This window comes from Shewanella insulae, assembly GCF_009831655.1.
In the GTDB taxonomy this organism is placed as follows: domain Bacteria; phylum Pseudomonadota; class Gammaproteobacteria; order Enterobacterales; family Shewanellaceae; genus Shewanella; species Shewanella insulae.
Genome location: NZ_WRPA01000015.1, coordinates 52986 through 76651, shown reverse-complemented (window position 1 = coordinate 76651; position 23666 = coordinate 52986). Strand labels below are relative to the sequence as shown.

24 protein-coding genes are annotated in these 23666 nt (G+C 55.3%); 9 read left to right on the top strand and 15 right to left on the bottom strand.

The features are described from left to right. Positions 1-405 precede the first annotated feature (405 nt). Positions 406-702 carry an antibiotic biosynthesis monooxygenase family protein gene (locus tag GNT65_RS15660; protein WP_160797879.1) on the bottom strand — a complete coding sequence of 99 codons (297 nt, stop codon included), beginning with the start codon at positions 700-702 and terminating at the stop codon, positions 406-408. 14 nt (positions 703-716) lie between these two features. Beyond that, positions 717-1175 (bottom strand): hypothetical protein, encoded by a 459-nt coding sequence (locus tag GNT65_RS15655; protein WP_160797877.1) that lies wholly within the window; start codon positions 1173-1175, stop codon positions 717-719. A gap of 134 nt (positions 1176-1309) precedes the next feature. On the opposite strand from GNT65_RS15655, the gene GNT65_RS15650 reads away from it, so the two are divergent. From GNT65_RS15650 to GNT65_RS15620, 7 genes are all read left to right on the top strand, one after another. After that, positions 1310-1747 (top strand): MarR family winged helix-turn-helix transcriptional regulator, encoded by a 438-nt coding sequence (locus GNT65_RS15650; RefSeq protein ID WP_160797875.1) that lies wholly within the window; start codon positions 1310-1312, stop codon positions 1745-1747. 668 nt (positions 1748-2415) lie between these two features. Continuing rightward, positions 2416-2946, top strand: coding sequence for a HEPN domain-containing protein (locus GNT65_RS15645; RefSeq protein WP_160797873.1), 531 nt, complete (start codon positions 2416-2418; stop codon positions 2944-2946). A gap of 537 nt (positions 2947-3483) precedes the next feature. Next, positions 3484-4857: a UDP-N-acetylmuramate:L-alanyl-gamma-D-glutamyl-meso-diaminopimelate ligase gene (gene mpl, locus GNT65_RS15640; RefSeq protein ID WP_160797871.1), complete on the top strand. Its 1374-nt coding sequence runs from the start codon at positions 3484-3486 to the stop codon at positions 4855-4857. A 52-nt stretch (positions 4858-4909) separates the two neighbouring features. Next, the gene (locus GNT65_RS15635) at positions 4910-5569 is read left to right on the top strand and encodes a flavin prenyltransferase UbiX (RefSeq protein ID WP_160797869.1); all 660 of its coding nucleotides are present in this window, start codon (positions 4910-4912) and stop codon (positions 5567-5569) included. Positions 5570-5587: 18 nt separating this feature from the next. Then, complete coding sequence (gene hpt / locus GNT65_RS15630; protein WP_011866938.1) at positions 5588-6118, top strand: hypoxanthine phosphoribosyltransferase; 531 nt, start codon at positions 5588-5590, stop codon at positions 6116-6118. A gap of 104 nt (positions 6119-6222) precedes the next feature. Then, entirely contained in the window at positions 6223-7164 is a 942-nt protein-coding gene (locus GNT65_RS15625) for an ABC transporter ATP-binding protein (RefSeq protein ID WP_160797867.1), read from the top strand. Between the two features lie 8 nt (positions 7165-7172). Further along, a complete protein-coding gene (locus tag GNT65_RS15620) occupies positions 7173-7943 on the top strand; it encodes an ABC transporter permease (protein WP_181006327.1) in 771 nt (256 codons plus the stop codon). A gap of 102 nt (positions 7944-8045) precedes the next feature. Here GNT65_RS15620 and GNT65_RS15615 read toward each other — a convergent pair whose 3' ends face one another. The 5 genes from GNT65_RS15615 to GNT65_RS15595 form a co-directional block, all read right to left on the bottom strand. Further along, positions 8046-8360, bottom strand: a complete 315-nt coding sequence (locus GNT65_RS15615; RefSeq protein WP_160797863.1) for a DUF4144 family protein — start codon at positions 8358-8360, stop codon at positions 8046-8048. Beyond that, positions 8357-8788 carry a hypothetical protein gene (locus GNT65_RS15610; RefSeq protein WP_160797861.1) on the bottom strand — a complete coding sequence of 144 codons (432 nt, stop codon included), beginning with the start codon at positions 8786-8788 and terminating at the stop codon, positions 8357-8359. The genes GNT65_RS15615 and GNT65_RS15610 overlap by 4 nt, the downstream gene beginning before the upstream one ends. 89 nt (positions 8789-8877) lie before the next feature. Continuing rightward, positions 8878-9438 (bottom strand): DUF4124 domain-containing protein, encoded by a 561-nt coding sequence (locus GNT65_RS15605; protein WP_160797859.1) that lies wholly within the window; start codon positions 9436-9438, stop codon positions 8878-8880. A gap of 371 nt (positions 9439-9809) precedes the next feature. Further along, entirely contained in the window at positions 9810-12614 is a 2805-nt protein-coding gene (locus GNT65_RS15600; RefSeq protein WP_160797857.1) for an FAD-binding and (Fe-S)-binding domain-containing protein, read from the bottom strand. A 67-nt stretch (positions 12615-12681) separates the two neighbouring features. After that, positions 12682-14328, bottom strand: coding sequence for an L-lactate permease (locus GNT65_RS15595; RefSeq protein WP_160797855.1), 1647 nt, complete (start codon positions 14326-14328; stop codon positions 12682-12684). Between the two features lie 499 nt (positions 14329-14827). Between GNT65_RS15595 and GNT65_RS15590 the strand changes: the two genes are divergently transcribed. Further along, positions 14828-15067, top strand: a complete 240-nt coding sequence (locus GNT65_RS15590) for a hypothetical protein (RefSeq protein ID WP_160797853.1) — start codon at positions 14828-14830, stop codon at positions 15065-15067. A gap of 121 nt (positions 15068-15188) precedes the next feature. On the opposite strand, the gene panC is transcribed toward GNT65_RS15590, so the two are convergent. The 7 genes from panC to sfsA form a co-directional block, all read right to left on the bottom strand. Further along, on the bottom strand, positions 15189-16037 hold the full coding sequence (panC, locus tag GNT65_RS15585) for a pantoate--beta-alanine ligase (protein WP_160797851.1): 849 nt from the start codon (positions 16035-16037) through the stop codon (positions 15189-15191). Positions 16038-16054: 17 nt separating this feature from the next. Then, positions 16055-16849: a 3-methyl-2-oxobutanoate hydroxymethyltransferase gene (gene panB / locus GNT65_RS15580; RefSeq protein ID WP_160797849.1), complete on the bottom strand. Its 795-nt coding sequence runs from the start codon at positions 16847-16849 to the stop codon at positions 16055-16057. A gap of 95 nt (positions 16850-16944) precedes the next feature. Beyond that, complete coding sequence (folK, locus tag GNT65_RS15575; protein WP_160797847.1) at positions 16945-17433, bottom strand: 2-amino-4-hydroxy-6-hydroxymethyldihydropteridine diphosphokinase; 489 nt, start codon at positions 17431-17433, stop codon at positions 16945-16947. Continuing rightward, positions 17433-18875 (bottom strand): polynucleotide adenylyltransferase PcnB, encoded by a 1443-nt coding sequence (pcnB, locus tag GNT65_RS15570; RefSeq protein ID WP_160797845.1) that lies wholly within the window; start codon positions 18873-18875, stop codon positions 17433-17435. The genes folK and pcnB overlap by 1 nt, the downstream gene beginning before the upstream one ends. Before the next feature lie 81 nt (positions 18876-18956). Beyond that, positions 18957-19916: a tRNA glutamyl-Q(34) synthetase GluQRS gene (gene gluQRS / locus GNT65_RS15565; RefSeq protein ID WP_160797843.1), complete on the bottom strand. Its 960-nt coding sequence runs from the start codon at positions 19914-19916 to the stop codon at positions 18957-18959. 50 nt (positions 19917-19966) lie between these two features. Next, entirely contained in the window at positions 19967-20410 is a 444-nt protein-coding gene (dksA, locus tag GNT65_RS15560; RefSeq protein WP_160797841.1) for an RNA polymerase-binding protein DksA, read from the bottom strand. Between the two features lie 159 nt (positions 20411-20569). Beyond that, positions 20570-21274, bottom strand: coding sequence for a DNA/RNA nuclease SfsA (gene sfsA, locus GNT65_RS15555; RefSeq protein WP_160797839.1), 705 nt, complete (start codon positions 21272-21274; stop codon positions 20570-20572). A 251-nt stretch (positions 21275-21525) separates the two neighbouring features. On the opposite strand from sfsA, the gene pepB reads away from it, so the two are divergent. Continuing rightward, positions 21526-22803: an aminopeptidase PepB gene (pepB, locus tag GNT65_RS15550; RefSeq protein ID WP_160797837.1), complete on the top strand. Its 1278-nt coding sequence runs from the start codon at positions 21526-21528 to the stop codon at positions 22801-22803. A 119-nt stretch (positions 22804-22922) separates the two neighbouring features. Here pepB and thpR read toward each other — a convergent pair whose 3' ends face one another. Further along, a complete protein-coding gene (gene thpR / locus GNT65_RS15545) occupies positions 22923-23450 on the bottom strand; it encodes an RNA 2',3'-cyclic phosphodiesterase (protein WP_181006323.1) in 528 nt (175 codons plus the stop codon). Positions 23451-23666 lie beyond the last annotated feature (216 nt).

Sequence of the window (23666 nt, the reverse complement as noted above, 5' to 3'; positions counted from 1 at the left end):
AATCCCCCTCTTGCATCTCCCCGTGCCGCCCCGACGAAGTTGTTGCTCCTCATGCTTCAATGAAAATCGCCTAACGACTCGGATGGGACTCCTGTCCCTCCGAGCCTTAGCCATCGTCCATGATGGCTATACGGCATTTTCATCTACGCATTTCGGCAACTTCGATGGGGATTTCTTGTAGCCACAACCGGCATTTGGGTTCAGGCTGCGGATTGTTTTGCCTGCTGTATCCATTTAGTTGGCAACTTCGATGGGGATCTGTTGTAGCCACAACCCGCATTTAATTTTGGGGGCTTATGCTTTGTTTTCCCCTCAGAATCCCATTTAGTCGTCGGTGACTTTGATGGATTTGTTGTAGCCGCAACCTGTATTGGGGGATTGTGGCTTGGATTCGGCCTACTCCTTTTAGGTTCTGATTACGCGGTAGAGGGCCGGGTTGCCGCTGAGCCCCTCTACCTGGATGTGGCCGAGTGCCTGACGCATTTTCTGGGCGGCTTGGTAGAAGTCGGCCTCGCTCTGCCAGATGGCGACGTTGATTAGCTGGTAGGTAGCACCCTCGTCTAGGGACTGGTGCAGCTGCGTCGAGAGGTAGCCGGGTTGCTGGGCCATGAAGTCGCGGTGGGCTTCCCAATATTCGATGGCGGCCTCCAGCTTGTCGGCGGGAACCTTGAAGGGGTTGATGAGTGTGACGGGTGCAGACATGGTGTGATCCTCCATTAAAGTGCGTTACTGGTGAGTTTTTTCTGTTTAATGCGGCCACTGAGCTTCATGCCGTCTCTGGCGTTGAGTCCCAGCAGATAGAGGTTGGCGGCGCCGCAGCACAGCTCTAGCAGTTGCAGGCTGAAGAAGAGGCTGTCGAACTCCTGGGCACTGGCCATGCGGGCGAGCACAATCGCCAGGGGCAACAACATCAGTAGGCCGTTGGCTGCCGCCAGTTTCATCCTACGCTGTTTAGCCCCTAAGACTCTTCCCTTATTGCCTAGCATATTGCCTGTCACGCCTGTAACCATCATGGCGGGGATCAAGATGAAGAGGCCGGGCATGAGGATCAGCTGCTTGACCGTGATTATCTGCTCAACGCTGCCGAAGAGTTCAACCAAAATCGTGGCAAGGAAGAAGGTTGCTATGCAGGTCGTTGCCGTGATGGCGCCAAACAGGTGTAGTGTTTTTTTCATAATGCCTCCGGGCGAATTTTTTCGACTGCTATTTGTCGTCTTTTGGGGTAGAGTATGACAACAAGTTGTCAATATTTGACAGCATATTGTCATGGTTGACATCATGCTGTCAAATTAATCTGGAGAGATTTTTTATGAAAGCGTCGCCAGCAGGCCGATTATTTACCGAAATTGTCTTAGAGGTGTTCAAGCTTAGCGGCCAGTTAACGGCCGAAGGCGACAAGCTCACTCAGGATGTGCAGATGAGCAGTGCCCGCTGGAAGGTGCTGGGGGCACTCGGCCGCGCCGGTAATCCCATGACGGTATCCGATGTGGCTCATTCCATGGGGCAGAGTCGTCAGGGCGTGCAGCGCCTGGCCAATGAGATGGTCGAGTTAGGCTTCATCGCCCTTGCCGATAATCCGCAACACAAGAAGGCCAAACTACTGCTACTCACCGACAAGGGGGTCGATGTGCTCCAGCAGCTAGAGCAGAAACAGCTTCCCTGGGCGGAAGCCTGTGCCCAAGGGATCGATGCCGAGGCGCTGCAGATCACCTTAGATACCCTGAGGAAGCTAGAGCGGAAATTATAACGGGCCGGGGTGGCCTGACGGCCGAGTTAAGTCGTTGAACTCAGTTCCACACCAAGGTTAGTGTAGCCTTTCGGCCTGAATTGAGTTTTCCAAACGGAGTTTGGATGAAAGTCGTGGGATTCCATCCCACACCCAGGTATGTCCGACCTGACGGTCGAGGTGAGTCGTGGAACTCCGTTCCACACCAGGGCAAGAGGGGGATCTCCAGCAATCCCCCTCTTGCATCTCCCCGTGCCGCCCCAGACGAAGTTGTGATTCCTGCGTGGCTATTTGAAAATGACTAACGCTTCCGATGGGGCGTCCAAGCCCCCCGGAAGCTAGCCTCACATCCATGTGAGTCTCACGTCATTTTCTGCTATCCACTCCGGCAACTTTGATGGGGATTTGTTGTAGCCACAACCGGCATTTCGTTAAAGTGAACCTTGTGCTTGGTTTTATTAAGTAACTGTTTAATTTGGATTTATACGACTAAGGTGTATGTGATTAATACTAGACTGTAGCCTGATACGCCTGTATTTTTAATAGAACTAAATATGTACTGCAAAGATGTCCTTAGCTGTTTCAAAATCATTCGTTTGCATTGAAGGGAACGTCGACACTTCGGATAGTATGTTTTACGTAAAATTAACGTCTGCCTTTATTATTAAAGACTACAAAAGGAAATTGGAATGTCTGAATCATATCAAACATTTAAGAAAGCAATCAGTGATGCTCATGAGCTGGTAGATTGCTATGATAAATTGAATCAATCACCAGAATCTGTTGCGCCAGAAGTATTAAAACGAGCTGCGTTAATTATGATTCTTACTGCTTGGGAAACCTACGTAGAAGATATAGCAGCAGAGATATTTGATAAGAAATTTAACATGTTGAAAGGATGTGCTATTGGTCAATTTATGGATAAGCAGTTTGAGAAGCGTTTAAAAATGTTTCATAACCCGGATTCGCAAAAGACCAAACAAATTTTTGAAGAGTTCTTCGATGTCGATGTTACTGAAAGCTGGACTTTCACAAATTACATTCCCAAATTGGCTCGTGAACAATTAAATATATGGATAGCTAAACGTGGTGATGCTGTTCATAGGGCACAAATCGATTTAAGTCAGCCTCAAATTATCACTAGAAAAGAGTTAGATAAGTGTATTAGATTTTTTAAAGATTTAGTTCAGAAAACTGATGAAGTTCTTGTACTTATCTAATTTTTTCAGATGGCTTTTGAAATGGTTGAGGGCTAGTTATTTTTTGCATGAGCTACGGGGGCGGAAGCTACAACTAGTCCCCATCGAAGTTGCCGAAGGGCGTTGGAATAAATTGCGTGAGACGGGCATGGATGCCCGACTAGCTTCCGCAGGTGCATGGACGCGTCCTTCGGAAGCGGTAGCGATTTGTCCATAAGCACGAGGAGCAACAACTTCGTCTGGGGCGCTGGGGGATTTCCAAAAGGGGAACAAGCGATTTTCCCCTTTTGGTCGGGTGTGGGTTGAAGACCCACGACTTTCATCTCCAAACGAAGTTTGGAAAACCCAATTCAGGCCGAAAGGCTACATATACCCTAGTGTGGAACGGAGTTCCACGACCTACCTCGGCCGTAAGGCCGCACTCTTGGCATCAGCCCTTCAAACGCAGTTTGCCCCCCCTCCCGGTCGTCAGACCGCATCTTAAACCATTGTTAACTGACAATGGTGACACGAATCGTTAGAATAACCCCCAGATTATTCCTATCCAGAGCCAACCCCATGCATGTACATATCTTAGGGATCTGCGGCACCTTTATGGGTGGTCTCGCACTCCTCGCTCGCGCTAACGGTCACAAGGTCACGGGCAGCGATGCCAACGTCTATCCGCCTATGAGCACTCAGCTCGAGGAGCAGGGGATCGAGCTGATCCAGGGCTTCGATCCTAGCCAGCTGGGGCAAAGTGAGGACGATGCGCCGGATCTGGTGGTGATAGGTAATGCCATGAGTCGCGGCAATCCCTGTGTCGAGGCGGTGCTCAATCGCGGCCTGATATACACCTCTGGGCCTCAGTTTCTGGCCGAACATATTCTGACTAATCGCTGGGTGCTGGCGGTGTCGGGCACTCATGGCAAGACATCGACCTCCAGCATGCTGGCGTGGATCTTAGAAGACTGCGGCTATGGGCCGGGGTTCCTGATCGGCGGTGTGCCGCAAAACTTCGGCGTGTCGGCGCGATTGGGGGATTCCCCCTTCTTCGTGGTGGAGGCCGACGAGTATGACAGCGCCTTCTTCGACAAGCGCTCCAAGTTTGTCCACTATCAGCCGCGCACCCTGGTGATTAACAACCTGGAGTTCGATCATGCCGATATCTTCGATGATTTAAAGGCGATCCAGCGTCAGTTTAATCACGTAATACGCACGGTACCGGGCCAGGGTAAGATCATCTGGCCATCAGCCAGCGACGCGGTGCGTGAGGTGATCGACATGGGCTGCTGGAGCGAGCAGGAGACCTATAACCTGATGGCGGGTAGCCCGGGCTGGTACAGCGAGCTTTTGAGTGAGGATGGCCACAGCTTCGAGGTATTCTTCGACGGCGAATCTCAGGGCGTGCTCGATTGGTCGCTCATAGGTCAGCACAACGTGGAGAACGCTACCATGGCGATCGCCGCGGCCCGTCATGTGGGCGTCAAGCCTGCGGCGGCTATCGAGGCGCTGACCCGCTTCGCGCCGCCTAAGCGCCGCATGGAGCTGATCGGCACTGTCAATGATATCGCCGTGTATGACGACTTTGCCCATCATCCGACTGCCATTGCCACCACGCTGCAGGGCTGCCGCGCCAAGGTGGGAGAAGGTCGCATCATTGTGGTGCTGGAGCCGCGCTCTAACACCATGAAGCGCGGCGTGCACAAGGATACCCTGGCGGGCTCCATGGCGCTGGCCGATGCTGCCTATCTGTATCAGGCGGACAACATCGACTGGGACGTGGAGGCGGCGATGGCCAAGGCCGAGTTACCTGTGACTGTGCTATACCAGATAGATGAGCTGGTCGAGACAGTGGCTGCGGCGGCGCAGCCGGGCGACACCATAATCGTGATGAGCAACGGCGGCTTCGGCGGTCTGCACGGCAAGCTGCTGGCTAAGCTAGAAGGCTAGCGTTACCAGCTACTTATCGGGCAGGAAGCTAGCATTAATTGAAGAGAGTGATATGAATTATCCCAAGCGGGCCAAGGCGATCAGCCTGGCCTGGACAGGCGCCAGCGGGGCGCCATACGGACTCAAGCTGCTAGAGCGGCTCCTGATGGCGGATTATCAGGTGTTTTTGATGATCTCCAGCGCGGCGCGTGTGGTGCTGGCCACGGAACATGGTCTGCAACTCAGCGCCAACGGCGACAAGGCCAAGGCCCAGCTGCTGGCGCTGTTTGCCGAGCGCGGCAATGAGCTGGCCGGCGAGCTGCATGTGCTGGGCAAGGAGGAGTGGTTTTCGCCACCGGCCTCTGGCTCGGCGGCGCCCAAGCAGATGGTGATCTGCCCCTGCAGTACAGGCACCCTGGCGGCGGTGGCAACAGGCATGAGCAATAGTCTGCTGGAGCGGGCCGCCGATGTGGTGATAAAAGAGCGTGGTCAGCTTATCCTGGTGCCCAGAGAAACCCCCTTTAGCAGCATACACTTAGAGCATATGCTGTCCCTGTCGCGCCTGGGCGCCACCATAATGCCCGCGGCTCCCGGCTTTTATCATGATCCCAAATCGGTTGAAGATCTGGTAGACTTCATGGTCGCTCGGATCTTAGACCATCTGGGTGTCGACCACGGGTTAACCAAGCGTTGGGGCTATGATAAGCACAGTGCCGACAACCGCGACAATTAAGACAATTTTGAGAAGAGTATGAAACACACTACCGAAGTGATGATCTCGGCAGATGAGATTGAGCAACAACTAGATATCCTGGCAGCGCAGATCAATGCCCACTACGCCAACAGCGAACGCCTGCTGATGGTTGGTCTGCTAAAAGGGTCTGTGGTCTTTATGGCCGACCTTTGCCGCCGCATCAAGGGCCATGTTGAGATCGATTTCATGTCGGTATCCAGCTACGGCAACGCCATGACCAGCTCGCGCGACGTGAAGATCCTAAAGGATGTACAGTCGGATATCGAAGGCCGTGACGTGTTGATCGTCGAAGACCTGATCGATTCGGGTAACACCCTGAACAAGGTGCGCGAGATGCTACTGCTGCGCGAACCTAAGAGTCTGGCCCTCTGTACCTTGCTGGACAAGCCAGAGCGTCGCGAGGTTGATGTACCGGTAGACTTTATCGGCTTCACCATCCCCGATGAGTTTATCGTCGGCTATGGTATCGACTATGCCGAGCAGTATCGCAACCTGCCTTACATAGCTAAAGTCGTACCCCTAGATTAATCGCGCCGTCGTTAAGATTTTAAACTCCTGCTTTGTGCGGGAGTTTTTGTTTTTTCATATCAATAGCAATACCAATTTCAAGATCAGGATAACGGAAGTCACTAATGACCAAAGAGCCATATGCTTTAGTTATCGACTCGCTCAGAAAAACCTACAAGGGCGGCGTCGAAGCGGTAAAAGGGATCAGCCTTAAGGTCGAGGCGGGGGATTTCTTTGCCCTGCTGGGCCCCAACGGCGCCGGCAAGTCCACCACGATCGGGGTGATCTGCTCCCTGGTGCAGAAGAGTTCCGGCAAGGTGAAGGTGTTCGAACACGATATCGACACTCAGCTGGAGCTGGCCAAGATGTCCATCGGCCTGGTGCCCCAGGAGTTCAACTTCAACCAGTTTGAGACGGTGCAGCAGATAGTGGTCAACCAGGCCGGCTATTTCGGCGTCTCCCGCGAGGTGGCCTTCGAGCGCGCTAAGAAATACCTGAGTCAGCTGGACCTGTGGGACAAGCGCAACAGCCCGTCTCGCGCACTCTCGGGCGGCATGAAGCGCCGCCTGATGATCGCCCGCGCCCTGATGCACGAGCCCAAGCTGCTGATTCTGGATGAGCCCACCGCCGGGGTGGATATCGAGCTTAGACGCTCCATGTGGACTTTTTTGACGGATCTCAACCGCCAGGGGGTGACCATCATACTGACCACCCACTACCTGGAAGAGGCCGAGATGCTGTGTCGCAACATTGGCATCATCGACAAGGGCGAGCTGGTGGAGTGCACCAGCATGAAATCCTTGCTCAGCCGTCTCAACATGGAGACCTTCGTGTTCGACCTTAAGGCCGACATCAATGAGGCGCCGACCCTCGAGGGGATAAGCTGCCGCCTGACCGACCCGCACACATTAGAGGTGGATGTGGAGAAGGCCCATAGCATCAACAGCGTGTTCGCCCAGCTCACCGAGCAGGGGATAGAGGTGTTGTCTATGCGTAACAAGGCTAACCGATTGGAGGAGCTGTTTGTGGAGCTGGTGGAACAAGGCAAGGGAGGTAAAAAGGCATGAGTATGAACATGAAGCACGTCTATTTTACCGCCTTTAAGAGCATATTGATCAAGGAGGTGACCCGCTTCACCCGTATCTGGGTGCAGACCCTGGTGCCGCCGGCGATCTCCATGACCCTCTATTTTCTGATCTTCGGTAATCTGGTGGGTAAGCGCATCGGCGAGATGGGCGGCGTGAGCTATATGGAATTTATCGCCCCCGGCCTCATCATGATGTCGGTGATCACCGCCTCTTACTCCAACGTGGCATCATCCTTCTTCAGCGCCAAGTTCCAGCGTAACCTAGAGGAGCTGATCGTCGCGCCCGTGCCTCACTATGTGATGATCGCCGGTTACGTGGGCGGTGGCGTCGCCCGTGGCCTGTGTGTCGGCACCATAGTGACTCTGGTGGCCATGTTCTTCGTGGATATCAGCCTGCATCACGCCGGGCTGGTGGCCCTGACAGTGCTGCTGACCTCTATCCTGTTCGCCCTGGGCGGGCTGATCAACGCCGTGTTTGCCAAGAGCTATGATGACATCAGCATAGTCCCCACCTTCGTGTTGACGCCGCTGACCTATCTGGGCGGCGTCTTCTACTCGCTCACCCTGCTGCCGAGCTTCTGGCAGGGGGTGTCGCAGCTGAACCCTGTGGTCTATATGATCAACGTGTTCCGCTATGGTTTCCTGGGTTATGCCGATATCAGCATAGGCCTGTCGGTGGTGATCATGCTGGGCTTCTGCGCCGGCCTCTGGCTGCTGGCCTACTACCTGATCAGCCGTGGCATAGGACTTAGAACCTAATCGCCTAGGAACCTAACAGGTATGAGAACCTAACAGGCTAGCGACTGGCAAAGCCAACAGAAAGGCCCCACATCAGTGGGGCTTTTTTATGCCCGCGCGGCGCTACTGCGCTTCGAGATAGCGCACCATCTCAAACAGCTGCGCCAGACTGTCTGCGCCTATCTTGGCGCTGCAGAAGTGACCATTTTGACAGGCATAGTCGCTCACCCATAGCACCACCTCTGAAAGCGGTATCTGTTTGCCCGAGGCCAGTATAACGCCACCTTGGCAGTGATAACTGATGCCTTGGCTGTCGATAAGGGTCAGGGCCTCGGCCTTTAGGTGATCGCGCTCAGCTAGCCAGTCTTCCTGGCTATCTAACAGCATCAGCTGCTTGTCGTTTGCGGCCTTGAGCAGTAGGGGCCAGTGGATTGTCATATCTGGCTCTGCTCGGGGGAGAGCTGGACCTCGGGATGGTCGCTATCGCAGCCCAGGTGGAAGTAGGCGCCGGGCTTGTCTTCTATGCCATGGGCCAGGCCGAAGGCGTAGCCTTTGACATAGATAAACAGATACAGGGCCGCGTCTTTGTCATCGTCGTAGGCCTTGAGGGTCTGTCGCAGCTCACTGTTGACCCGGTTTTGGTCTATGGTAAAGCCCATATCGGTGGCGAGCTTGGCGCATAGCAGCGGGGCGATCACCTCGCTCTGGGTCGTCAGGTATTGGGCATGGTCGACAAAGCTGTCGATGTTGAGGTCGCGGGGCTCATTGGCGGGCGTGAAGAGGCTGTGGCGCAGGAACAATCCCAACATAAGCAGGCCCAACAGAAGCTGGCCGATAACGAGCAGGCTCAACTGGGTCTTGTTCATGGCGACCTCGCGACTTACGCAAATTAAGAATGTGTTAGGTTTTAAGGTTAGTGCTTCACGGCGAATCTTGTACCGCTAATGCTTCACTGCTAGTGCTGCACTACCTGGGGGGCTCCTCTGTCGGGCTGCTCCTTCTGCTCTCTTAGCTCTTCCTGCTCGGGCGTTTGCGTGATGCGCAGCTTATGTCGTTTCAGCATGAATACGACGTCGTCGTTGAGCTTGATCAGGCCGTCGAAGTAGCGGTTCATCTCGTCGAGTTTGGCGAGAAACTCAGGGTCATCCTTGGCCTGCTCCTGCCAGTAGCGCTTACGATCCAGCTTCTGCTTCTCGCTGGCCCTTAAGATCTCATAATAGCTGTTTTCCTGCTTGAGGCGGTAGATCTCGGCGTCGATCAGCTGTAACAGCTTCTCCTGGGAGAGGGTGCGTTTGTTAAGCAGTGCCTGCAGGGGGTCGACCTCCTCCTTGGGTTTATCGCTGTCGGTTTCCGTGGCGATGCCGAGTTGGTACTGGATATGATGCTGCTTAAACTCTTTCGGGCAGGAGGTCTGGCTGAACACCACCTTATCGTCCTTGATGCACTTGTAGATATTGCTGGCCTGGCTCAGGGCGGGAAGCAGCAGGAGTGCGATGGCTAAGAGCAGTTTTCCCATGGAGCGATAAGTCCTCTATCTGCGTCGAGTCTAGGGGGCGGCATTAATTAGCTGAGGGTCGCCGCGACGACTCATGTTCCTTTCTCTTGTCTAACGAATCTTCATTTTGCTTGGCGCCCATACCGGCAAGCTTAGGTCGCTAACCTATTGGGATGTTAAGCTCAGTATGGTCAGCTATTACTATGGCGCAACTCTTAGAATAACACCAGTATTTTGCATGACTTAGGTTGCATTACTTACGCTTGCATGACTTAGGCGATTTGCACTCGAGTGCGGAAGGGCAGAGATAAAAAACCGCGATGTGAGCGAGTGTCACACCGCGGAGTTTGCTTGGGTGGGGTTATCTAAACCTTAAATCGGTTATGCGTTACCTAGCGGCTGCACTCTTCTAAGAGGTAGGCCAGGTGGCGATAGGAGATGCCGCTGTGCTGGGTCAGACCTACTTCACACATGCGGTTGGCGTAGTAGCCCTCCTTGATATCGACCGGGATCAGCTTCTTGATGTTGCGCAGGGCGCTGGCGTTGATCTCAGGCTTGTATAAGCCCTTCTCGCCGGCGTAACCACAACACTCGATCCCTTCTGGCAGCTTGACACCGTTACTACAGGCATCGGCCAGCGCCTGCATCTTAGGCTCAAGCTTCATCTTGCGGGCGCTACAGCCAAGGTGCAGTGCCACGTTGACCTTCTTGGTAAAGGTCAGCTTAGGCAAGATCTTGTCGTGCATGAACTCGACCAGATCGGTAATTTCCACCTTAGGGTTGCCCGTTAGCGTGCGGTAGGTACAGGAGAGTGCATCCACCACCACAGGCACCTTGCCGTTGTCGCTCAGGGCGCTCAGGGCATCGATGAGCTCGTCGCGCTTGGCATCGGCGTTCTTGAAGTCACCCTTAGATTCCCACATCTGGCCGCAGCACAGGTGACGGGTATTGTCAGGAGTCACTACGTTGTAACCGGCGCGCTCCAGCAGGGTGACCACGACTTCAGGCAGGGTGCGGTTGTCGGGATCTTTCGGCGTCGGGCCGAAGGTGCGACCGCCACAGGCCGGGAAGTAGACTATTGTCTCCTTGTCTGGCGATGCTGGGCTAGGCTTAGGCAGCTTGCCGCCCTTGGCGAAGTCCGGGTTCCAGTAAGGCACCTCTTTAGACACCATGCGGCCCACCTTCATCAGGCCGTCGGTGACGCTGTCGCCTGTGACCTTGTGGATGATGTTGAGCACGTCGAAGCCTGTGCTGATCACCTGGTTGACGGCGCCGAAGTGTTTGGCCTGGAAGTCCAGTACCTTCTGCTCGGTCGTGGTGATGTATGGGGTTCTCAGCTTACGTACCAGCTGACCCATGCTGTTGTCCACCGGACAGGCGATGGTACAGAGCTGACAGGCGGCGCAGGTGTCGACCACGTCATACTTGGCGGCGGCGCGCATCTCTTCGGCGGCCTGCTTGTCGCCAGAGGCCTCCAGGCGTGCTATTTCGCGCAGGGTGGCGATACGCTGACGCGGGGTAAAGTTAAGCGCCGAGGTCGGGCAGGTCTTCTCACAGAAGCCACACTCGATACATCTGTCCACATAGTCATCGACCACAGGGCAAGGCTTGATGTTCTTAACGTGCACGTTGGCATCGTCGTTGAGGATCACCCCTGGGTTAAGCAGGCCTTGAGGATCGAAGATCTGCTTGATGCGCTTCATCAGGGTGTAGGCATCGGCGCCCCATTCCATCTCGACGAAAGGCGCCACAGCGCGGCCTGTGCCGTGCTCGGCCTTCATGGAGCCGTCGTATTTGTCGATCACCATCTCGGCCACGTCTTGCATAAAGCCGTGGAAGCGGTCGATATCTTCCTGCGAGGCGAAGGTCGGCGTGATGATGAAGTGGAAGTTACCCGCCAGCGCGTGGCCGTAGATCACCCCTTCAGGGTAGCCGTGCTTGTGGAACAGCGCAGTCAGATCGGTTGCCGCATTGGCCAGGTGTTCCAGCTCGAAGGCCACGTCTTCGATGATCACCGAAGTGCCCTTTGGACGTTCGCCGCCAATGATAGGGAAGAGGCCAGAGCGCATCGCCCAGTACTTGCTGTAGACCTCAGGGTCACGGCTGAAGCTTATGGGGCGCTCGGTTTCGATATGGGCCAGCTTGGCGATCACATCCTGGGTGTAGGCATCCAGGGTCGCCTCGTCGTTGGCGCGGGACTCGATCAGCAGGATGGCGGCGCCTTCTGGCAGCTCGCTCAGCCAATCTGGCATCCCTTTCTTGCCGGTGACCGCCTTGATCGACGCCCAGTCCAGCAGCTCGGCGGCCGCGACGCTGTCGCATTTGATCGGTGGGATGGCACGGGCCGCATCTTCCATGTTGAAGAATACCGCCATGGCCGAGGCCTTGAACCTGGCCTCATCGACCGTGTGGTAGGTGACCTCTTCGACGAAGGCTAGGGTACCCTCGGCGCCGACGATCAGATGGTTGATCAGCTCGAAAGGATCGTCGAAGTCCACCAGGGCGTTAATGCTGTAGCCCGTGGTGTTCTTGATGGAGTATTTCTTGCGAATGCGATCGGCCAGTACCGGGTTGCTGGCGGTGAGCTTGGCGAGATCGGTCAGTTCCCCAAGCAGCTGCTGGTGAGACTCGCGAAACGCTTCCTTTGAGCGCTCACAGCCTGTGTCCAGACGGGTACCGTCGGCGAAGAGTAGCTTGGCCGAGGCTATGGTCTGGTAGCTGTTTTGGGCCGTGCCACAGCACATGCCCGAGGCGTTGTTAGACACGATGCCGCCTACCATGGCCGAGGACAGGGTGGCCGGGTCGGGACCAATCTTTTTGTTGAATGGCTTAAGCGCCAGGTTGGCGTCGCCGCCGATAACGGCCGCGCCGAGTGAGATCTGGTTGTGATCGTCGCTGACGGCGATCTTTCTAAAGCCATCGTGACCTAAGATCAACAAGATGCCTTCGCCGATGGCCTGGCCTGAGAGGCTGGTGCCGGCGGCGCGAAAGGTCACAGGGGCATTATGCTTACGCGCCACTTCGAGTGTTTCACGGGCGTCTTCCAGGGTCTCCGCGTGTACGACCACCTCTGGCACGATACGGAAGTAACTGGCGTCGGTAGACCAGGCGAAACGACGCACCGCATCGTCTGACACCGCCTCATCACCGAGTTTTGCACGTAAATCTGCGACTACTGCTGAATAATTAATCGACATAACATTACTCTTTTAGTTGACCCACAGAAAGGCGGGGTCATCACTTCCGCCTTTCTTGAGTTATCTGTTATAGACCGCCCCATAGGCTGGCGATAGTACCTGCAATCAAGGCATAACCCAGAGCGACTGGCATTGTTTTACGGATAATTTCTGATTCACGGCCTGCCATACCCACTACGGTAGCGGCAGCAACTACGTTCATGACACACATCATGTTACCGGCGTTGGCACCTATGCCTTGTAGGGCCAGGACTAACGCGTGGTTCATGCCGATGTTGTCTGCCACGCTGTACTGTAGGCCAGAGAACATCATGTTAGAGAAGGTGGCCGAACCCGACAGGAAGGCACCGAAGATACCCACTATGGGTGACATCCAGGCCCAGATGGCGCCCATAGAGCCGGCCAGCATGTCGGCCAAGGCAACCGGCATAGACTGTAGGCCCGCCTCGTTGGTGCCTGAGTTAAGGAAGATCTTCACCATAGGCACAGAGGCGCCCAGAGAGATGATGGTCGGCAGCATAGACTTGCAAGAGACGGTGATCGACTCCTTGATGGCTGGCGACTTCATCTTAAAGAGCACGAAGCCCAGGATACACACCAGCACGAAGAAGGCGCCAGGAGCATAAAGGGTCGCGAAGCCGGCTTTAAGCTCTGTGCCCAGCAGATTAGTCCAGCTGATGTTAAAGCTGGTTAACCATGACTTGAGCGGTGCAACTGTGCGAGACAGCACCAGCAGGCCAGCCATGATGATATAAGGCGTCCAGGCGGCAACCTGAGAGAATTGCGCCTTAGTCTCGATCTTGGTCTTGCCTTCTTGGTTATCATTTTCAGCGAAATCGTTCCAAGGTGTCTCAGGCAGTAGCAGACCCTTGCGCGCCACTGGGATCACAATGGCCATACCGACAAGAGCACCGATCACAGATGGGAACTCAGGACCGGCGAAGAAGTTGATAAGCCAAGCCGGTACGGTAAAGGCGAGACCGGCGAACAGGGCAAACTTCCAGATCGCCAGCCCCTCTTTGAATGACTTGTTACGGCCGAAGAAGCCGGTGAGTACAGAGACCAGAACCAGCGGGATCAGGGTACCTGTCAGCAAATCGATAGTGATCATGTGCAGGGCAATAAACTGCGCATAGTCGGCGAAGCTGGCGCCGTGTTGGGCGATCTGGTCGGCGGCCATGCTGACACCGCCCTGCATCAGACCCTGCTCCATACCGAATAGGACGGGCAGACCGATGGCGCCGAAGGAGACGCTGGTAGAGTCGGCGATCAGGGCGACCACGGCGGCGGCAACAGGCGGCACACCAAGCAGTACCAGCAGCGGCGCGCCGATGGCGGCTGGGGTACCGAAACCGGCTGAGCCTTCGATGAAGGAACCAAATAACCAACAGATGATGATCACCTGTACGCGGGCATCACCACTGATGTTGGTGAATCCCGCGCGGATGGTGTCCATGGCCCCTGAGTATTTCAGGGTGTTGAGCAGGAACACGGCCCCGAAGATGATGCTGAGTGGGGTGAGGGCCGAGAGTAGCCCTTCAACCACTGAGGCACCGAGTATGGTGGTGTCCATCTGCCAGACAAAGACGGCGGCAAGGCCTGTCATTACCATGGAGATGGGCATGGCGCGAGATGCTGGCATCTTGAGTAGCACCAAAAATAGCATAACGCTGATTACAGGCGTCAAACTGGCGAGTAGTTGAAGTAGGGTCATGATTGCCTCTTACTGTCGTTACTTGGTTATTTTAGTTGTTGTCGATGCTGACTCGTCCGATGCAGCATCCTGTGTTGTCGGAAACTATTCCCAAATGGAATCGGTTCATCCTTGATGCGTAATAAACGCTAATTCACCAAATGCAAATATGATCTAGATCATTATGTGCCGATTATGTGAGATGGGGTTAGATGGCTGTGAACTTTGTCTGACCACTTAAACCTAAAGTGTGATCTCCATCACTGGTCGGGGTGGGCCGTTATAACTATTTGAAAGAAATATGACGATTTTTAGCTAGAAATGAGATTTTACTAAGAGTAATTGCTCTAATTTGGTCTCAAAAGTGGAAATATCTGATCGGATAATTTCAGTTTAGAATCTAATCAATTAGCGATGGAAATTTACCCCTTGTGATCCAGATCACCTTGTTGAGTGTCTGTAGAGTTCAAGATTTCTTGGTAAATAGGTATTACCAATTAATTTCAGTAAGTTAGCCAATATGAATGACCATTCGGTAGAAATGCATGTAAATGAAATGCGGGTGATCTGGATCCAGGTCACTTTATTGGCTTTCGCTCAGATAAGTAATTTTATTTCTGAAACTGAGGGCAAAATGGCCGACCGGCGCGCACAGATTTGGTGCATGACCAAGGACTTAGATGATGAAGGCGGCCTCATGTTGAGGTGTTTTGGGGTAGTCTTGGGTCTGTTTTGGGAGAAAGAACGGCTGAAAAAGTGAGCGTAAAATAAAAAATCGCTTCCCTGGCATTGGGCCAGAGAAGCGGAATTAGAGGCTAAGGACGCGCTAAGTTTAAGAGCTTTCTAGGCTTAAGGGCGCCCTAAATTCGGACGTGCAGGGCTTAAGCGCGTTCGAAGCTCAGGTTATCGATCAGGCGGGTGCTGCCCATAAAGGCGGCGGCCAGGATCACCAGCTGCTTGTCGTCCGCCTGGACTTCACTCAGATCGGCGGCATTACGCACCGACAGATAATCTGGCTTAAATCCAGCGTGGTGCAACTGCTCCTGGGCGTGCTGCACTACATTAGGGATCGCTTGACCCTGGGCGATCGCCTCGGCCATCTCATCCAGGGTACGCTTGAGCTGAGCCGCTTGCTGCTTCTGCGCTTCGCTCAGGTAGCCATTGCGTGAACTCATGGCCAGGCCAGAGCTTTCACGTATGGTGTCGACGCCGACGATCTCGATTGGCAGAGACAGGTCTTCCACCATGGCCTTGATCACCATCAACTGTTGGAAATCCTTCTTGCCGAACAGGGCCAGGTCCGGCTGTACGATATTGAACAGCTTGCAGACTATGGTGGCGACGCCGCGAAAGTGTCCGGGACGGCTGGCGCCGCACAGTTCTTCCGACAGACCTGGCACCTCGACAAAGGTCTGCTTATCCATCCCCTTAGGGTAGATGATGGCAGGTGTCGGGGTGAACAAGAGCTCGGCGCCGGCGGCCTCGAGGGCGGCTTGATCGGCGGCCAGGGTACGTGGATAGGCGTCCAGATCTTCGTTCTGTCCAAATTGCATCGGGTTGACGAAGATGGAGACGACCACGTGATCGGCACGTTTCAATGCCTCGGTGACCAGGGTGATATGGCCCTGGTGCAGATTGCCCATGGTGGGCACGAATGCCACTGTCTTGCCGGCCAGTCTCCACTGACGCACCTGGGTGCGGATGGCGGCGATATCTTGGGTGGTGTACATGTTACGGCAACCTTAGTTTAGCTAAATGTGTGCTCGGCGGCGGGAAAGACGCCGGTGTCGACTTCTTCGATATAGGCGCGGATGGCGCTGCGTATCTCGCCGGTCTGGGCCAGATAGTTCTTCGAGAAGCGAGGAATATAGCCGCTCGAGATCCCCAGCACGTCGTGCATCACCAGGATCTGACCGTCGGTGTCTGCGCCTGCACCAATGCCGATGACAGGTATGGTTAAGGCCTCTGTGATGCTCTTAGCCAGCGCCGCCGGGATGCATTCGAGCACCAAAAGCTGTGCGCCGGCCGCCTCGATCGCCTTGGCTTCATCTATGATGCGCTGGGCGTTGTCGGCGTCACGGCCCTGTACCTTGAAGCCACCGAAGACATGAACCGATTGCGGGGTGAGCCCCAGGTGGGCACACACGGGAATGCCGCGCTCGGTCAGCTTAGTGACGGTTTCTAGCAGCCAGTGGCCGCCTTCGAGTTTCACCATGTTGGCGCCGGCCTGCATCAGGGCGGTGGCATTGGTCATCGCCTGCTCTGGGGTGGCGTAGCTCATGAAAGGCATGTCGGCGATCAGCAGGGAACGCTTGATGCCACGGCGTACGCAGCGAGTATGGTAGGCGATATCTTCGACTGTGACCGGCAGGGTGTCGTCGTGTCCTTGCAATACCATGCCTAACGAGTCGCCCACCAGGAGGACATCGATCCCTTCGCTGTCGAAGGCGCCCGCAAAGCTGGCATCATAGGCGGTGAGTGCAGTGAACTTCTTACCTTCCTGCTTAAACTTCAGCAGGGTAGAGCTGGTTATCTTAGACATAATGCTGGTCTTAACTTTGATTTAAAAAAGAGTTTCGCCTGGGCTGTAGTGTGCCTTAGCAGTAGTGTGCTTTATAAGCTAACTGGGGCCTAAGTTCAATGATCCGGGCCGAGTTGTTGAACTTGGCACTTAAGTTCCTCGGTGATCAGTGAGGTGAGCCCGGTTCCGCAGGGGAGAATGAGATCAGGGGCCAGATCCATTAGGGGAATCAAGACGAAACTACGGGTCTTCATGCCGTAGTGCGGCACCTTGAGACGTGGGATGTCCAGCTGCCAGTCGCCATAGAGGAGCAGGTCCAGATCTAAGGTTCTGGCACCCCAGCGTACCTCGCGCACCCGGCCCTGTTCATTTTCGATCCCTTGCAGCGCGTCGAGTAGTGCCAACGGGGCGAGCTTGGTGGTAAAGCGGGCCACGGCATTGAGATAGTCGGGCTGGGGCACATCACCCATGGGGGCGCTCTGGTAATAGGGGGAGACGCTTAATTGTCCGTCGCTTGCCAGGGACTTCAGTGCCTCACAGGCCTGATCCAGTTGGGCTTTAGGGGACGCGAGATTGGCCCCCAGTGCGACATAGACGGTAATCATTATTCGGCTTTCGGTGTCTTCTTAGGGCTGCGACGTCTGCGGTTGTTGCGGTTGCGGCTACCCTTGTTGGTGCTGCGGGCGATGACGCTGCGCTGCTCCTCGCTACCCTCGACGAAGCTCTTCCACCAGGCGGCAGTCTTGGCCAGGTTGCCACCCTCGGCTTCGGCCCTCAGCAATAGCAGATCATAGGCGGCGCGGAACTTAGGATGTTCGATAAACTTGAAGGCTCGTGTGCCTTGGTTGCGCTCGAATCTCAGTTGCAGCTGCCAGATATCTTTGGCCGGGGTACTGAAGCGACGGGGAATGCTGATGGTGCGGCACTGCTGCTCCATCACATCGCCCATGGCGGCGTAGAAGGCGTCATATTGGCTCAGGCCGCTCTCCAGGGCGATATCATCGGCGCGCTGACTGAGTGGGTACCAGAGCATGGCGGCGTAGAAGAAGGCCGGTGTGACCGACTTATCTTGCTCGACCCGCTGGTCTGTGTTGCGCATGATCGCCTTGGCCATCTTGTGGCTCGGTCCCTTGGGATCTTCCTCCAGTAGGTTATCCACCAGGGGAAAGAGGGGAGCAAACAGGCCAAAGTCGCGCATCATGGCGAAGTTGTTTTGTGCCTGACCGTTGAAGAAGAGCTTGAGCACCTCCTCATACATACGGGCGGCGGGAATATCTTTCAGCAGAGGCGCCAGCTCGTGGATCGGCTCGGCCGCGGCCTTGTCTATGCTCATCCCCAGCTTAGTGGCGAAGCGCACGGCGCGCAGCATGCGCACGGGATCTTCGCGGTAGCGTTTCTGTGGGTCGCCAATCAGGCGCAGGGTGCGCGACTCGAGATCTTGTAGGCCACCGCCATAGCTGTGGATGGAGAAGTCGCTGATATCGTAATAGAGGGCATTGACCGTAAAGTCACGGCGTTCGGCATCTTCATCTATGGTGCCGTAGACGTTGTCGCGCAGCAGGCGACCCTCGGCGTTGACCTTAGAGATCTTCTCGCCGCTGTCCACGTGATGGCCCCTCAGGGTCGCTACTTCGATCACGTCGCGGCCGAAGACGATATGAGCCAGGCGGAATCTGCGGCCCACCAGGCGGCAGTTACGAAATAGCTTCTTGATCTCTTCCGGCGTAGCGTTGGTGACCACGTCGAAATCCTTGGGCTCGAGACCTAGGAGGATGTCGCGCACGCCGCCGCCCACCAAATAGGCCTTAAAGCCAGATTTGTGTAGACGATAGAGTACCTTAATAGCGTTTTCGCTAATGTGCTTGCGAGAGATTGCGTGATGTTTACGTGCAACTATCTCTAGGCTTAGTCCCTCTGGTGTGGTTTCTGTGGTGTTTTGATTGTCTTCAAAAAGCTGCTTACAGAATTGACTAATACGGCGAAAAATAGGACACCTCGAACTTGGATCTTGAGTCAGGGTTAAAATTAGGCCGCTATCATAACTCAATTATGGGTCAAAGAGTATACCCGGACTTTGCCTGTCAGGCCGGGTTTCGTGACGGCGGTAAGGTTTATGGCCTAAGGGAGCTTAGGTGCCCGGGGGGAGTATGATCTCCTGCTGGCGGGGGATCCGGCAGAGATCGAACTGACTCACTGCTTGGGCGAGCATTGTCTCCACCCTGTCAGGCGTGCAGGGGACCTGACCCAGGAAGGCGAGCGCGGCGTTGATGCTGGCCTGGGGCGATTTAAGATCTATGGCCGGGGCGTGATTCTGCTTGGAGAGTTTCATCCCTGGCTGGGCACAGGCCAGGGGTAGGTGCAGCCACTTAGGCTTGCTTTCACCAAAGAGGCTAAACAGTGTTGCCTGGCGTGCGCTGGAGGTGAGCAGGTCGGCGCCGCGTACCACCTCTGTTATCCCTTGCAGGGCATCGTCCATCACCACCGCCAGTTGATAGGCGTAGAGGCCATCGCGGCGCTTGATGATAAAGTCCTCTGCGGCAAATTCAGGCTCCACCTCGATATCGCCCTGTAACTCATCGTGAAAGCGGGCGATGGCCTGTGTGTTGTGGATGCGGATGGCGCCCGAGTCGTGTTTCGGCGTGCGCACGGCGCAGCGGCCATCATAGGTTCCGCCCATCGCCTGGATCTGCTTGCGGGTGCATTGGCAATAATAGGCCTTGTCCTGTGCCAGAAGGCTGTTTAGGCGTGCCTGATAGGCCTCTAGGCGAGTACTCTGGTAGAGCACAGCCCCATCCCAATGCAGGCCGTAGGCCTCCAGGGTCTTGAGGATGAGTGTGCTGGCACCTTTTACCTCTCTGGGGGGATCAATATCTTCGATGCGTACCAACCACTGTCCCTGCTCGGCGCGGGCACGCAGATAGCTGCCCAGCGCGGCGATGAGGGAGCCAAAGTGTAGGGGGCCGGAGGGCGAGGGCGCGAAACGGCCGACATAGGGCTTGTCGATTGATATTGAGTTATTTGGGGAGAGGGAGGGGTCTGCTTGGGGGATCACGGCAAAACCTTTGTTAACACTATCTATATCGCTCATTGGGGCGACTGGATACAAAAAAGCGGGGCTAAGCCCCGCTTCTCGCCAGCTTAACCGGCCATCTGTTTCTCTTTGATCTCGGCGAGCGTCTTGCAGTCGATACACAGGTCGGCCGTTGGACGGGCTTCGAGACGGCGGATACCGATTTCGATACCGCATGAATCACAGAAACCGAAATCGTCGTCTTCGATCTTCTGCAATGTCTTTTCAATCTTCTTGATTAGCTTACGCTCTCTGTCACGGGCGCGTAGTTCAAGACTGAACTCCTCTTCCTGAGCCGCACGGTCGACAGGGTCTGGGAAGTTAGCCGCTTCATCTTGCATATGATTCAGGGTGCGATCCACTTCTTCACGGAGCTGACTACGCCAAGCATCGAGAATCTTTCTGAAGTGACCCAGTTGAGCGGTATTCATATATTCCTCACCCGGTTTTTCCTGGTAAGGATCTACACCTGCGATAGCGAGCACGCCAAGTTTTTTAGTGCCTTCAGGCATAACGCATCTCCTGTTAATCATTTGCGTTGTAGGGCGTCTTTTATTAAAGGCCGATATCTATATCAGAATCTGATATACCACGCAAATTTTTTAAGCTGCCATGAGTTTATCTTTTGACTATGTCCTCTATTACGTATTAATTCAACTTTTACCGTCTATTTACAACTTGACAGGGCAGGATTTAATCAGCCGGGCGGCGCTAGGCGAGAGTTCGCTGCTGTAGGCGAGAATTTCTACCCCTTGCTGGTGCGCCTGGGCAAGTAGATCGGCGTATTGCGGATCTATGTGGCGGGCAGCGGCCACCGAGGTGATGCCCGTGTGTTGTACCACAAATAAAAGCACGGCCCTGTGGCCCTGTTTGACCATCTCCATCAGCTCACGCAGGTGCTTCTGCCCGCGTGTGGTCACCGCATCGGGAAAGTATCCCTGGCCTTGTTCTAATAAAGTACAACTTTTGACTTCTATATAGCAGGCGGGTTTATCGTCTGCCTCCAGCAAGAGATCGATGCGGCTATTTTCGCTGCCATATTTGACCTCGCGGCGCAGGCGGTCGTAGCCGGTCAGTTCAGCGATAACCCCCGCCTCTATCGCCTCGGCCGCCAGGGCGTTGGCCCTGCCCGTGTTGATCCCTATGATGTGGCCCTCATCGGAGGCCGCCTGCTCCCAGGTATGGGCATACTTGCGCTTGGGGTTATCTGAGGTGGAGAACCAAACCCGCTCGCCGGGAAACAGGCAGTTGCGCATGGAGCCCGTGTTGGGGCAGTGAATGGTGATCTCCGTGCCGTCGTCCAGTTGCACGTCGGCGAGGAAGCGCTTGTAGCGTCTGAGTAACTTTCCTTGTTCGAATGCTGGGGTAAAAATCATCTTATCGACCTTGTTGTTCTACTGATGCTTGAGGCAAATGTATCTGAGTCTTCGCCCTGGGCAATCTCCCTGGCTGAGGGCTGGGATTCTACCTTATTTAACGCGGCGCTGTCGCGACGGGCTGTCACCTGTGCCAGAGGTGGATAAGCTTGGGGGTTAGATAATGGAGGGCGATTGGCGTTATACTTGGCTCCATTATTAGGCGGAGCCGACAATGACTTCGCGAACCTCTGTACTAACAAGGAACAATTATGAGCGACGTGATGAAGATTTATCTGACCGAGGACGCCCCAGCGGCCCATTGGGGCAGCGCAGATGTGACCTTTACGGCGGGGCAGGCTAACATCCACCTGCAGGGCGGCGATCAGCTGCGCCAGGTTCAGCAGGCGGCGCGTAAGCTGCGTGGTCAGGGGATCAACGAGGTGGCGCTCGAGGGCGCACTCTGGGATCTTCACACTCAGTGGGCCTTCGCCCAAGGCTTCGCCACCGCCAAGCAGATCGGCAAGATCGCCTGGACCGGCGACGACGCCGTCAAGAAGGTGCTGGACGACAGACGCGACAGCGCCGCATTCGCCAGGCAGTTGATCAACGAGACCCCAGAAAATCTGGCGCCTGTGACTCTGGCCAACCAGGCGGCACAGTGGTTGACTAAGGTGGGCGGCGACAAGGTGAGCTACCGCATCATAGAAGGAGAGGCCCTGCTGGAGGAGAAGTGGATCGGCATTCATTCTGTCGGCCGCGGCAGCGAGCGTCCGCCTGCACTGCTGGAGCTTGACTACAATCCGCTAGGCGAAGATGCGCCAGTGTCGGCGGCTCTGGTGGGTAAGGGGATCACTTTCGATTCGGGTGGTTACAGCATCAAGGGCTCGGAAGGCATGTTGGGCATGAAGTGCGACATGGGCGGTGCGGCGACCGTGACCGCGGCGCTGGGGCTGGCGATCAAGTCTGGCCTGAACAAGCGCATCAAGCTATTCCTCTGCTGCGCCGAGAACCTGATCAGCGGCCGCGCCTATAAGCTGGGGGATATCCTCACCTATAAGAACGGCGTCTCGGTCGAGGTGGTTAACACTGATGCCGAGGGACGTTTGGTGCTGGCCGACGGCCTGCAGGCCGCCTGTGAAACCGGTGCGCCGCTGGTGATCGATGCCGCGACTCTTACCGGCGCCGCCGTGATGGCGGTGGGCACCTCTTACAACGCCATCTTCTCGCCGAGCCGCGAGCTGATTAACCGCACCCAGGAGAAGGCATCTGCCGTCGCCGAGCAGGTGTGGCCGCTGCCACTAGAGCCTTGGCATAAGGAGATGTGCCCATCGGCCTATGCCGATACCGCCAATAGTCGTCCGGTGAAGGGCGGCGGTGCGGGTGGCGCCTCAAATGCCGCCGGCTTCCTGTGGCGCTTCGTGTCCGATGACACTCAGTGGTTGCATATGGATCTGGCCTCGGCATTCGCCGACACGGCTAATGGCCTGTGGGCTGCGGGTGCAACCACCCATGGCGTACTGACCATCGCCGAGTTGCTGCAGGACTAAGCTGTTACAGAAATAGAGTCGTCACTAAAAACGCGCCATTTGGCGCGTTTTTTTATGGCTATGTGGGTAACGACTATGTCGATTATGGCTATGTCGGTTATGGCCAGATGAGCTTTGCCTTATTTGGTTTCGCAAAGCGGCCAGGAGGACAATACCTTATATTGCACGCCCTGCTCGCTACTCTGGGAATGATACAGATGCAGGGCATGGCCGCTGAGGGTGAGGGAGGGCGCCTTGAGTTCGGGTAAGGTTTTGGCCTTACGCATCAGGGTGATGTGAGGCGTGAAGTTGTGCTCACTGGTGTGGAGTCCCTGTTGTTGCGCCAGCTGCTGGCATAGGTCGAACAGGCTGAGCAGCTGCGGATCCCGTGCCACGCCCTTGAGACAGAGGATCTTAGGCCTGCTCCAGTGGACTAAGGTGTCGAGCGTTACCTCAAATGCCGGCAGTCGACCCTGATGGGCGAGTCTGGCGAGAGCATTACTCAGTGCCTCTTGCTGGGTATCGCTGCATTGGCCGAGAAAGGCCAGGGTCATGTGCAGGTTGCCTCTGGGTACCAGGCGTCCTTCGCCATTTAGACTCGCCTGTAACTGGGTCAGCTGTTTCAGCTGAGCCTCATCGGGCGCGATGGCGAGAAAGAGTCGTTTCATTATTATCCCCGGTTGCCGATAAAGGTTAAAGTATGTTACAAAAACGTAACGAGTTGATCGCTCTACTGGCTTGATTTAAAGCGACTTATTTCGCTAATGCCGTTGTAAAAGTGAAATATAACCTATAGTCACTCATAGCTAGCTTATACAACTTACTTCATAGGATAATCCTATGATTTCTGACTATAATCAGTGTTTGTATCAGGTTAGCCAATC